Annotated in this window: 10 protein-coding genes; 2 read left to right on the top strand and 8 right to left on the bottom strand. The window is 48.6% G+C overall.

Translation table 11 applies throughout. The features are described 5' to 3' along the window. Positions 1-33 precede the first annotated feature (33 nt). Positions 34-1362, bottom strand: a complete 1329-nt coding sequence (locus tag AC0YNV_RS13920) for an ABC transporter substrate-binding protein (RefSeq protein ID WP_475768620.1) — start codon at positions 1360-1362, stop codon at positions 34-36. Positions 1363-1547: 185 nt separating this feature from the next. Next, entirely contained in the window at positions 1548-2354 is an 807-nt protein-coding gene (locus tag AC0YNV_RS13915; protein WP_475768619.1) for a helix-turn-helix domain-containing protein, read from the bottom strand. Positions 2355-2607: 253 nt separating this feature from the next. Between AC0YNV_RS13915 and AC0YNV_RS13910 the strand changes: the two genes are divergently transcribed. After that, entirely contained in the window at positions 2608-3468 is an 861-nt protein-coding gene (locus AC0YNV_RS13910) for a YetF domain-containing protein (RefSeq protein WP_475768927.1), read from the top strand. Positions 3469-3662: 194 nt separating this feature from the next. Next, positions 3663-4319 (top strand): type A chloramphenicol O-acetyltransferase, encoded by a 657-nt coding sequence (gene catA, locus AC0YNV_RS13905; protein WP_475768618.1) that lies wholly within the window; start codon positions 3663-3665, stop codon positions 4317-4319. 118 nt (positions 4320-4437) lie between these two features. On the opposite strand, the gene AC0YNV_RS13900 is transcribed toward catA, so the two are convergent. From AC0YNV_RS13900 to AC0YNV_RS13875, 6 genes are all read right to left on the bottom strand, one after another. Further along, positions 4438-5496, bottom strand: coding sequence for a Gfo/Idh/MocA family protein (locus AC0YNV_RS13900; protein WP_475768617.1), 1059 nt, complete (start codon positions 5494-5496; stop codon positions 4438-4440). Then, positions 5493-6317 (bottom strand): sugar phosphate isomerase/epimerase family protein, encoded by an 825-nt coding sequence (locus AC0YNV_RS13895; protein WP_475768616.1) that lies wholly within the window; start codon positions 6315-6317, stop codon positions 5493-5495. The genes AC0YNV_RS13900 and AC0YNV_RS13895 overlap by 4 nt, the downstream gene beginning before the upstream one ends. Before the next feature lie 44 nt (positions 6318-6361). After that, positions 6362-7891, bottom strand: coding sequence for an extracellular solute-binding protein (locus AC0YNV_RS13890; protein WP_475768615.1), 1530 nt, complete (start codon positions 7889-7891; stop codon positions 6362-6364). A gap of 34 nt (positions 7892-7925) precedes the next feature. Next, positions 7926-8804 carry a carbohydrate ABC transporter permease gene (locus tag AC0YNV_RS13885; RefSeq protein ID WP_475768614.1) on the bottom strand — a complete coding sequence of 293 codons (879 nt, stop codon included), beginning with the start codon at positions 8802-8804 and terminating at the stop codon, positions 7926-7928. 12 nt (positions 8805-8816) lie between these two features. Continuing rightward, positions 8817-9782, bottom strand: a complete 966-nt coding sequence (locus AC0YNV_RS13880; protein ID WP_475768613.1) for an ABC transporter permease — start codon at positions 9780-9782, stop codon at positions 8817-8819. A gap of 171 nt (positions 9783-9953) precedes the next feature. Then, on the bottom strand, positions 9954-12263 hold the full coding sequence (locus AC0YNV_RS13875) for an AraC family transcriptional regulator (RefSeq protein ID WP_475768612.1): 2310 nt from the start codon (positions 12261-12263) through the stop codon (positions 9954-9956). Between the last annotated feature and the right edge of the window lie 31 nt (positions 12264-12294).

Below are 12294 nucleotides of genomic sequence, written 5' to 3'. Positions count from 1 at the left end.
CCAAAGATGAACAAAGCATACGGCTTGCCACTTCTACTTTTCTCTGGCCTCTTCCGCATCCATCAGGCTTTGCAGCTCCTCCTCGACCTTGGACAGAAACTCCTCTGGCGTCATCTTCCCTTTCTGATAATCGGGCTCGAATTTATCCCATGCCTTGCCGATCAGCGACCGCCACCACGCCTGGTTCTGGCTTGGAGCCTGCTCGCTGAGATCCGCATACAAGGCTGCCATATCCTGCCCGCCGAAATACTTCGTAATGGCGCTTTCCTTGTGCAGCTCCGGCGATTGGGCTGCGCTGGTCAGTGCCGGAAACAAATTGATGATCTGGAAGCTGTGGACGATATTATCGGTATCCAGATGCGTGTAGCGCAGGAAGTCCCAGGCTTCGTTCTTGTTTGGGCTGAACTTCGTCAGGGCGAGTCCGGTGCCTCCGGATACCGTCGTTGGAACTGAATCCGGTCCGCCCAGCGGCATCGGAACCGCTGCCCATTTCCCGGCCAGATCCGGCGAATTCTGGACAAGCTGTCCCGCCCACCAGTCGGGACCGGAGGCCGCGATGAACTGCCCATTGGTGTAGCCCTGCCAGAGCTGCGGCCCTTCCGGACTCGTTTTGCTGAGAAGGCCCTGATCCTTCCAATCCTTGATCCGCTTCAGAACTTCGATACCTTCCGGCGTATTGATTCCGATCTTCGCATCCTTGGTCACGACATCGCCGCCCTCCTGCCGCAGCAGCTGCTCGAACAGGCCTTCGTCTTTCTCGGTGCCGCTTAGAATATATTTGTTGTCTCCAGTCAGAGGCTTGGAGGCTTCCATGAATGCGTCCCATGTCTGGAGCTTGGCAACATCGATGCCTGCTGCGTCATAGAGGTCTTTGCGATAATAGAGCGCCGACACGCAGGCCGCGATCTCGATGCCGTAAACCTTGCTGTCCACCGTGTAGAGATCGAGTCGTCCTTTTGGAATCGCATCTGAGAGCCCGGCAGAATCGAGATAGCTGTTAAGCGGCTCGAATGGAATATCGCCCTTGATATAGCGGGGAAACGAGCCCTGCTCGACGTCGATCAAATCCGGGGACCCCTTGCCGCCGGACTGTGCGATGACGGTGTATTTGTCATAGAGAGCGGCTGCTTCGAGCAGCTCGATTTTGATCGTGATATCGGGATGCTCCTTCTCGTATTTCGCTTTCATTTCGTCATAATATTGTTTATGGGTGTCCGCGAAGGTCCATAAGGTTATCGTCTTCCTTCCTTGGGAATCCCCCGTATTTCCACTGCCGGCACTACCGGAACCACTGCTTCCGCTGCATCCAATCAAGGAGATTAGAAGAGATAAGACAAATAGGAAGCTCATTGCTCTTTTCATTTTTATTACCCCCTTGTCAATTGAGATATCACGATTGTAAGCGCTGCCGCGATGTCTTAGACAAGATGGTAACACCTTCTGAAAAGGGCAACAATACCACCAATTGACAGTTTATGAACTGCAATTGATATCTCCTTTTTTGCCTGTCAGGCTGGTTAAACTCCGGTGACCGGCAGGCTGTTCGCTCATTGGTCCTGCCAGGCTTCCTTTCTGATTTCGGATGGGGACATCCCCGTCCTCTGCTTCAGGCATCTGGAGAAGTGGATGGCCGTCTTGAAGCCGCAGCGCAACGAAATTTCCCCGATCGTAAACCCTGTATGAGCCAGCATTTCAATCGCCTGCCGGACCCGGTAATGCCAAAGATATTTAATCGGTGTTGTATTCTCGTGGATGCGGAACAGCCTGATCAGATGCTCCGGCGTCACATTGACATGCGCGGCCAGTCCGTTCAACGTCCACTCCTCGGCATATCGCTCATGAATCATGCTTTTCGCCAATACGACGGATGGATGAACATTATGCAGCCGGCGTTCCCGCGTATGCTCGTGCGCGAACAGGTGCAGGGCGGCGATACCGATATGCCTCATCTGCCCGCTTTCCGCTGTAACGCCTTCTTTTAAATCCAGCATGAGATCCGTCAGTTTATTCAGCTCTGCGGAAATCGGCCTGCAAAACGGAAGCTGATTCAGCTCCTCCTCTTCCCGCTCCGACAGATCCGGTATATGAACGGCGATCCAGCGGTGCCAGGTCTCCTGGGTCCTGGCGAACTCAAAAAACTCACGATGGCCCGGCTTCAGCAGAATCACATGACCGGGTGATACCGAATGCTCTGCTGTATCAATCGTGACATTCATATGACCTGTATGCAGGAGCACAAGCTGAATATCATTCTGGTAACGCGGCCCGTATTGTCCTCCTGGCGAATAGACAATCGTTCCGCAGTCCGCACTGCTCGCTCTGTCAATCCCCAGCCGCTCGGTTTCCTTATGCATAAGCAGACCCTCCCTGAACCTATCCTAGCAATATCAGGAAGGAATAAGTAGAAGCTTTCGGTCCACTCACTACGCTGCTTGAAAGGTGCGGAACACTACCTTCATATTCTTATGATCAACATTGATCGGGTCTGGTCTTTTTGAAATAAAATGTATAAAAATTACATTCGTACGCAAGCTAAAAAGCGCTAAATCATATACCCTAATGCATACATTGAAGATTGAAAGCAGGGTAAGAAAAGATGTGAATGAAATGGAATTTTTCAAAGTAATGGGGCAGCGTTCCATTTCTCAATTAAGATTCCTCGATTTCATTATCGCTCTTGTGCTCGGGAATATTATTGCCCATCCGCTTTCGGATGAGAACCTGGGATTAAAAGGGTCCGTTATCACAACGATCGTTCTGATCGTTCTATATGTTGCAGCGACCTGGCTGAGCTTGAAGTGGCCATTATTAAAGCGGTATCTCGATCCGCCGCCGATCACGCTTATTGCCAATGGTCAAATCCAGTTTCACAGCCTGTCTATTGCAAGAATCTCATTTGATTATTTATTTTCTGAGCTTCGAAAAGAAAAAGTGGATGATATACAAAAGGTATCCCTTGCGGTTTGGGAGCCGGGAGGAACAATATCCGTTTTTATGAAAACCCAATACCAACCGCTTACACCCGCTGATATGAAAATTGAAACCCCGCCATTTACCATCACCAGGCCGATAATCTTTGAAGGAAAAATCGATATTTACATTAGTTCCGAAGAATTCTGTATTTGCATCGGATTCGATAAAAAGTGGCTGAAAGACTTTAAGTCTCAATATGGGATCAAAATAATTATCGTCTCGAACAGTAAGCCTCCTGTGCAGGACAGCGATCTGGTTAATGAGATTCCGGCTTTGTTCGAGGCGGGTAAACCGAAGAGAAAAGCATTTATGGCTGCTTTGGATATACTCGGGACCCGCAAAAAAGAGACAGCCGTTATTGGCGACGGCATTATTACTGATTTATGGGGTGGAAATCGGCTGGGAATATATACGGTCTTTGTTTCGCCTCCATGGATAAAACCCCGGTTTATCGGTGCAATAAAACGGTTGATGGTAAAAGTACTTCGGGTGTAACGGCAGCTGTGAGCTGAAACTTTTGTTATATACTGGAGCTATCATGATGATATACTCTTTCATATAGTGAAACAGTAACAGCGTCTAAAAGCAGCAGTAAAAAAATATACCGGGAATGTGATAAGGATATGGTTAAGGCAGTCAAGTAAACCTCCTAAAAGAAAAAAATATAGAAATTTTAGGAGGTTATAAAAATGATTTTCAATCCGATCGACCTTGATACTTGGAGTAGAAAACCCTATTTTGATCATTATGTAAACAATGTAAGATGTACCTACAGCATGACGGCCAACATTGATATTACCCGGCTGTTGGAAGCCATCAAGAAAAAGGGGATTAAGCTGTACCCGGCATTGATTCATATGATAACTACAGTGGTAAACCGTCACCGTGAATTTCGCACATGTCTTGATTACCGGAACAGGTTAGGTTACTGGGACAGCATGTCTCCCAGCTTTACCATTTTCCATGATGATGATAAGACTTTTTCATCCGTCTGGACCCCCTACTGCGAAGATTATAAAGAGTTCAACCTCCGATATCTGGATGATATGGAAAAATACGGATGTGTTAAGCAGTTTGCCGCTAAAACGAACGAGCCGCCAAACACCTTCCCTGTTTCCAGCATTCCATGGGTCAGCTTCACGGGCTTTAACCTGAACGTCTATACCGAAGGGACCTATTTTCTGCCGATCTTTACAATGGGAAAATATTTTAAGCAAGATGAAAAAATACTTCTGCCCTTATCGGTGCAGCTTCACCACGCGGTATGTGACGGCTATCATGCCGGCCTGATGTTTAATGAGCTGCAAGCACGGGCAGATACCTGCAAGGAATGGCTGCCAAACTAATAATTAAGCAGCAGGGGGCGTCTCCGGCTGCCTTCAGATTCCAAAGAGAAAGACTATTGATCGATTCAATAGTCTTTCTTTTGTTAACTTTATGAGGTTTTTCGGCAGATGTATTCGTTTACGGGTTTTGACGATGGCACTCTTCCATAACGGCAATTTGCCGGCGCACCTGCTGCGGCGTCACCTCCAGCGCTTTTCCGTGAACGATCGTATCATAGAGCATGCAGTAGAAGCTTTGAGCCATGGTATGGAACAGATCTTTTTTCTGCTCCTCGGGAATATCCCAGCTTTCTTCATACCAGTTCAGCTGCTCGCGGCAGTAGGCTGGCTCGTTTTTGTCATTGACCAATGGCGTCTCCACCAGAGTCAGCTCTCCGGCCTCCTCCTGCTTGAAATACTTCCAATCCAGATGGCTGGTGCTTCCTTTGATGCCGCCTCTGGTTCCCTGCACGTTATAGGTAAAGCTCGGATAGGCGCAGCAGGAGGAAATCTCCACATCAATGACGGGATGACCCTGGCCATGCAAAATCAGCTTCACGAAGTCTTCGGCATCTCCAGCCGTGTTTGCGCGGTCCATGATGGAAGTAATATTCGGCATGGACTCGCCGCCAAAGAACTGGAGAGCCTGATCCACCGGATGCGGCCCGGTATTCAGCAGATTGCCGCCGTTATTGGCCCGCAAGGTCTGCCAATCCCATCTTCTGGCGAAATTATTATAGGCGATGCTGACCTGAACCACTCTGCCGATGCTCCCGGAAGCGATAATTTCCTCGATTCTATTAAAAGCCGGCGCATACCGCGACTGCTGATATACTGTAAGCAATTTCCCCGTTCGCCCGGCAGTCTCGATCAAAATGTCCACCTCGGCTGCCGTCCGGGCCAGCGGCTTCTCGCAGAGCACATTGAACCCGTGCTCCAAAATCTCCTTGGAGATGGAGAAATGGTAGTTGCTGGGGGAAGCATTGATGATCAAATCAAGATCGGTTCTCTTAAACAGATCGCGATAATCGCTGTACACGTCGACATTCAGCTCACGCCTGGCTCTCTCCAGCCGTTCCTCCAACGTATCGGATACCGCAACAATTTCGAATTTATCCTTTAATTGGCTTAAAGAATGGGCATGTATATCCCGGCCGCTGCGTCCCTGGCCGATTATGGCTACTCGGACTCTGCTCATACGGTCACCTCCGATGCTAATTTACGCATATATTGAACATATTGCGGAAAAGCGATTTCCGGATTTTCCAATTCCGGATGCCATTTTTTCTCCCACTCCAAGGTGAAATAGCCCTGGTAGCCTTCCCGAACCAACAATTTATAGATCTCTTTCAGCGGAATATCCCCTTCTCCGGTTAAACAATACTGGAAGCCGTCCGGGCTGCCTTCTGCCGTACGCGAGTCTTTGACATGCGTATAGTCGATCCATTTGCCCAAGGCGCTCCAGCTATCCTCAGGCTGTTCCCCTACCATCCGGTACGGATGGTGCACATCCCACAGCACGCCCACAGCCTTCTGATCCACCTGCTCCATGACCTTCCTCATATCCGTGCAGGAGATCCAGTCATCATGCGTTTCTATCAGAATTTTGACACCATGCTCCCTGGCGACAGCCGCCATAGCGCTTACATGCCCTACGACCTTCTGAACTGCGGTATCCCGGTCGGCACCGCTGATCTTGCCGCCGAAGACACGAATATACCGTGTGCCGAAAAGGCTGCAAAGCTTCGAGAATTCGGTAATCTCCTGCATATTCTTCTCAAAGTTCTCATCCGGAAATAAATGCACGGAGCTGGAGAAGCAGGATACGCGAAGCCCGGCATCGGTGATTTGGCTCAAGGTCTGGTGGACCTTCTCCGAAAATTCCGGAAGCTTATAGATATCCATTTCGCCCGTTAACCCTCTAAAGTCAATCGCATCAAAGCCGTATTCGACAGCCTTAGCAATAATTTTGTCCAGGGGCCAGTCGGGGCACCCTAAAGTGGTGAAGGATAATTTCATGCCGTTTCACTCCAATGTAATAAGAATGGGTCAATCCAAATTGTCTAGCCGTTTTTCTTCTTGTAGGATTCGTTCATTTCCTGAATGATCTGATTAAAATTGGCGTCCGCCTTTAACTGCTCGACAAACTTGTCGTAGCTCTCCGGGGTTTCCTTGCCGACGATCATTTTGACCTTCATATCAATGATTTTCTTCTGGTACTCAGGCCAATATTTGATCCAGGCATCAGAATCAACGCCGATGGAAGGATCGAGAACCGCATACTTCGTCCGTTCATCGATGATTTTGGCGTGGCGGTCGTAATCCTCTTTGGGAATGCCGGCCTTGAAGGCTTTCTGGTATTTGTCGAATTTCAGGAAAATCTGTCCCATCGCCTGCTGGGAGACGTTGTCTGTCTTGGCTTGCTCCGTTGGGACTTTGAAGCCGTCCTGCTCGGTAAAATGGACATCCTTGAAGCCGTAATTCGCCAAATCGGAGCCTTCATCCGAAGCGCCGAAGTCCATGAACTCCATGATTTTCTTCACCTTCGCCTCAGACACCTTCTTGGGAATCATGAACATGCCGAAAGAGCCGGGGTCGGTAACCGTTGTGCCGTTCAGGGATACAAGCGGCATCACATAAGCTTCTGGGGTTTGCTTCCTGAGCTCAGCCGTCGATTCCCAGGCCTGATCCATGGGCACGGCATCCACACCTCCTTTGCCTGCCTTCATCATATCGAGTGTCTGTGTTTGCTTCAAGATGCTAAAGTCCTCCGGGATCAGCTTTTCTGCATAGAGCTTATTCAGATACATTAGTGCCTCTTTTTGCGACGGCAGGAAAATCGTAGGGGTCAGTACCCCGTCCTCCAGCTTCCAATCTCCGACGGTTTTCGTAAAGGCCGTCTCGATGACATTGAATTTCCCTACGCCGGTCGGGTCCGTATAACCCAGAAAACCGTAAGTATCGTCTTTCCCATTGCCGTCAGGATCCTTGGTTGCAAATGCTTTCATGACTTCGTACAGCTCATCGGTCGTAGCCGGCTCCTTGAGTCCCAGCTTATCCAGCCAATCCTTGCGGATATTCAACCCGGTCTGGCCATATACGGGTCTTACACGCGGAATGCCGTAGTTTCGGCCATCGCCGAATGCGAGATTCTTCCAGGTAAGCTCAGGAAATTTGGCGAGATTGGGATAACTCTTGTACATATCCGTCAAATCCCAGAAAGCCCCCTGCTGCGACATGCTTTTAACGAGCGGATACCGTTGCGGATAATCCGCAAGAATCATATCCGGCAGATCGCCTGAGGCCAAGGTTACGTTCAGCTTGTCAGCGTAGTTATTCGGCGATACCCAGGTGATTTTAAGCTTCGTGTTGGTGCGCTTCTCGATCTCCTTCACAATTACATTGTCTTCGTCCGGAGGCTCCTGCGAGAAGAAGGTGGTCATAATGCTGATTTCTGTGGGCTCCTCTTTCTGGTCGCCTGTGCTTTTGCCTGTTGATCCCGGATTTGAACCGCAAGCCGCTGTAATTAACAATAGTACAGATGCAAGCATGAACGGTATCGTCCTCATGGCCGATTTTCTTTTGAATATCAACGCTGCGCCCTCCTTTTCAATCGTTGTTTATATATCATTCCTTGACAGAGCCGACCATCACGCCTTTGGCGAAATGCTTCTGCAGGAATGGATATATCAGGATAATGGGTACTGTGGCAACGACGACGGCCGCCATCTTTAAGGTTTCCTTGGGCATTTCCTGTTCGGATGCGATTTGTCCGGCAAGATCGCCGCCGCTGGTCGAGGAATCGATCAGCATATTTTGCAGCAGCACCTGCAGCGGCCATTTGTCGAAGTCATTAATGTACAAAATCGCGTGAAAAAACACATTCCAATAGCTTACCGCATAAAACAGCCCAAACGCCGCCAGAGAAGGCAGCGACAGCGGGAGAATGATTTTCACCCAGATCCCCATATCGTTGCAGCCATCAATGCTTGCCGCTTCCTCCAGGCTGGCAGGAATACTGTCATAGAAGCTCTTCATCAGAAAGATATACCAGCCGCTGGTTAAGGCGGGAATGATCAAGGACCAGATGCTGTTGATCAGCCCGAGGCTTTTTACAACCAGGTACGGCGGAATAATGCCGGGATTAAACAAAATCGAGATCAAGACGAGCAGCAGCAGCACCTTTCTCCCCCGGAGCCGCCTTCGGGATAAGGAATAAGCGAAGCTTGAGGTAACCGCAAGGCTCAGCAGCGTTCCGACAATGGCGAGAAAGGCGCTGTTCCCCGCTGCCTTGATGAATGTGCCTGTGGACAGCAGATACTTGTAATTGACCAGTGTCCATTCGGACGGAAAGACGAACACGCCCGCTTTTTGAATGTACTCCGATGGCGTTGCAAAGGAGACCACAATGATATATAGAAAGGGGATAATGGTAATGACGCCCGCAAAAACAAGTATTAGCGTGACCACGAGATCAAATGAGAATCCCCGGAACGTTCTTGTCACAATCCCGCCTCCTCAATATAAGCCGTCTTCGCCGAATTTCTTGGCCAGCCAGTTGGTTGTGATGACCAGAATGAGCGCCACAACCGATTTGAACAGCCCAACGGCTGTTGTAAAGCTGAATTGGCCGTTCTTGACCCCCATGCGGAACACATAGGTTTCAAATACATCCGATACACTGGAAACCGCGCTGCTGGTCATTAGATAAACCTGCTCGAAGCCGACATCCATCACCTGCCCCAGCCGCAGAATCAATAAGGTAATGACAACATTCTTGATTGCCGGCAGGGTTACATGCCACATTTGGCGCAGCCGGTTGGCGCCGTCCATTTTGGCCGCTTCGTAAAGAGCCGGATCCGTGCCGGCAATGGCCGCCAGAAAGATAACGGTTCCCCATCCGGCTTCCTTCCATATGGATTGAAGCGTAAGCATAATCCAAAAATAATTGGGATTCGTCAGGAAGTCGATTTTCTCAAAGCCCATCATGGCGACTACGTTATTGACGATTCCGCCGGTACGGGAAAACAGTAAGAAGGTCATCCCCGCGATAATTACCCATGAGAAAAAGTGGGGTAGATAGACAACACTTTGAATCGTCGATTTAAATTTTCTGCTTCGGACCTCATTTAATAGAAGAGACACAATAATCGGGACCGGGAAGAAGAAAACGAGATTGAGCAGGCTGATCATCATCGTATTCCGAAACAGATTCCAGAATTCGCTGCCCAGGAAGAAACGTTCAAAATTCTCAAACCCTACCCATTTGCTGTGCAAGAAGCCTTGATAAGGGGAGTAATCCTGGAACGCAATCAAAATCCCGCCCATGGGCACATACTTGAAAATAAGAAAGTAGAGAATTCCCGGCAGAGCCAAAATGTATAAATATTTGTCTCTCAGGAGGTCCTTCATCACCGGCTGAAATTTGCTTTTGTTTGGTGCCTGTCCGGCTCTCTTGTTCAATTCCGTTAACGCGTTTGGCATTCCCCACCCACCTTTCCTCTGCTCAAGTGAATTCATGCTCTGAATGTACCCGATGGCCCCATTTCTCACAATCCGACTTTTTCCCAATTCCATTAACCGGGATTGTACTTTTTCCCATTTGCCCGTTTTCAAGTCCATACAGGCATAAAAAAAGGGCTGAATGCCCAAGCATTACAGCCTCAAAACAGATTCCCGATATTCCCCTGGCGTAATCCCTTCTGATTTTTTAAATATTTTATTTAGATAGGAAGGCTGGTAGCCCACTCTGGCAGCAATCTCGGTAACCTTCAAATCCGTATTTCTTAAAAGCTGCTTCGTTTTATCCAAACGGATCCCGGTGACATAGTCAATGAAATTCTGGTTGGTCACCTGCACAAAGATGGCGCTCAGCCGTTTGGGCAGAATTCCGATGCGATCGGATAGATACTCCAAGGAAATATCCTTCATATATTCCTGATTGATAATATCCTTGGCCTTGCGGATCGTCTGCTTCATTTCAATGCCCTGCTTCTCGGAAAATGCGATGAGAAAGGGATGGATGACTTTATTTACGAACCACTTGTTGATTTCATCGATTTCCTTGAGCCTGAACAGCTGCTCGTAGAGATTTATGCCTTGGCTAGCGCTGGAATGCACTACCCCAAGCTGCATCATTGCCCGTAACACACTGCCCAGCAGCTGAGCCATATATTGTTGAATTTGAAACGCCTTTCCCGCATTTTGCCTTAATACCAGAATAAACTCGTTCCATTTCTGAAGGGTTTCTTCCGCGGCTCTCATTTGAAGCGCGTGAATGAATTCCTTTTCGATCTGAAACGGATAATCCGGATTATCCTTCACATAGGGAATGAAATCATCTGTGCTGAGGATTTGCCCATGCTCCCCGATATTTCGAAAATGCAGGCATTGCTTGACCTCCTCGAGCGCTGTCGGCAGATCCTTGAGCTCATGAATCGTCCTGCTTACCCCTACGGCCACATGGACACCCAGTAGCTTGGTGATTATGGTGATCACTTCATTCGAAAATCTGAACAATTCACTCTTGATTTGTTCCTTGGGCTTATCCTCCCCAAACCAGATGAGCTGCGCAACGGTTAAGTTATGGAGATTGACAGCCTCCATATTCTCCTTATCGCCGGAGAGTTCCTCCATAATATTGGCTGCAGCGAAGGTGACGAGCTGCTCGTCCCCTTCCACGAATCTTTTGCTTAATTCGGAAAACGGGGATAATTGGATGAGCAGGAGAGCAAATCTCTTGTTTTCCGTATTCCAGCCATGCTCCTCCATCCGCCTCCGCAGCTCATTTTCAGAAAAGAAATAAAGCTGGCCCTGAATCAGCTGCAGCAAAAATCCTTTCTTCATACTGTACCGGTTCTCTTCCAGCAGAGATTGGAATAACCGGCTTTCCCGGGTAATATGGAGCCATTTGTTCTCTATATACTTGATTTCATCCGACCTGTCCTCCTCCTGCAGCTTGCTGCCGATACTCCCGCCGAACATTTGAACCAGCCGCTTGATGGGCCTGTACATGCGCTGCGAAGCAAACCAGGACAGCAAGGCCGCAATCACAACGCCCAGCAAACTCGCACCAAGCATAAACTTTGATGTCAAGGTGATCGGTTCCATTAACTGGGACAGCGGGGTAGCAATCACATAACGCCAGCCTGTACGGGAAAGAGTCGCATTGGCAACCGAATATTCCGCCCCCTCCCACTTCACGGTGAAGGAATCGGCGTTCCTGTCTTCCTTGATCACTTTGCCTCTTATGTAATCCTTCAGATCTTGCTTGTCCGGGTCTGTTTCTGTTTCTTTACCGGATGTTATCCAATCACCATTGGGCTTGATGATGAAAGAAATTCCGTTCTCATACGGATTCATCTGCGTTATTTCTTTATCGAGCAGGCTCTTGTCCAAATAAACCAGCAGCGCTCCATAAGGCCTTGTACTGACAAAGGGAAGCTTATGGACCAAGACCAGGGGAAACAATTCGCCGCCGTTTGGAGAATAGGTTTCCGTATCGCTCCAGTACATCAGATCCTCTGATTTCAATATCATGTCGTATACAGCCTTGTTCGGCTCATCTTTGAGCTTGATCGCCCCCCTGTCATTGGAAACCAGCAGCTGCTGGTTTTCCAGATACAGATCAATCCGCAAAATCATATCGTCAGAGCTTTGGGTGACCGCCAGCAAACTGTAAATATCCTGCATGACCCGAAATTCATCGATAAAATTTGTATTTCTGAGCTTTTCATCGAATATCGAATTGGCCGCACCCTTGTCCACCGTCAGCTCAAATTGAGAGAACAATTCGTCAAACCGCTTGAACACCTGGTCAAGCTGGTAGTGGTTTTTCTGGTAAACCTCCTTTTCCACTTGATTGACTCCAATAAGATAACTGCAGATTCCAATAATAGCCATGGGCACGCTGGTCATGATTAAAGCATAAATCAGGCTTTTGCGAAAATAATTGCCTCTTGACATCAAACATTCTCCTTAGCTGATGAGATTCAAA

The organism is Paenibacillus sp. JT31N11 (assembly GCF_056269285.1).
Note: the sequence above shows the minus strand (reverse complement) of the source record. Positions and strands in the feature narration are given on the sequence as shown.

Bases quoted from the DNA above. Each gene is read 5' to 3' on its own strand.
- AC0YNV_RS13920 (WP_475768620.1), bottom strand. From the start codon at position 1,362: ATGAAAAGAGCAATGAGCTTCCTATTTGTCTTATCTCTTCTAATCTCC.
- AC0YNV_RS13915 (WP_475768619.1), bottom strand. From the start codon at position 2,354: ATGCATAAGGAAACCGAGCGGCTGGGGATTGACAGAGCGAGCAGTGCG.
- AC0YNV_RS13910 (WP_475768927.1), top strand. From the start codon at position 2,608: ATGGAATTTTTCAAAGTAATGGGGCAGCGTTCCATTTCTCAATTAAGA.
- catA (WP_475768618.1), top strand. From the start codon at position 3,663: ATGATTTTCAATCCGATCGACCTTGATACTTGGAGTAGAAAACCCTAT.
- AC0YNV_RS13900 (WP_475768617.1), bottom strand. From the start codon at position 5,496: ATGAGCAGAGTCCGAGTAGCCATAATCGGCCAGGGACGCAGCGGCCGG.
- AC0YNV_RS13895 (WP_475768616.1), bottom strand. From the start codon at position 6,317: ATGAAATTATCCTTCACCACTTTAGGGTGCCCCGACTGGCCCCTGGAC.
- AC0YNV_RS13880 (WP_475768613.1), bottom strand. From the start codon at position 9,782: ATGCCAAACGCGTTAACGGAATTGAACAAGAGAGCCGGACAGGCACCA.
- AC0YNV_RS13875 (WP_475768612.1), bottom strand. From the start codon at position 12,263: ATGTCAAGAGGCAATTATTTTCGCAAAAGCCTGATTTATGCTTTAATC.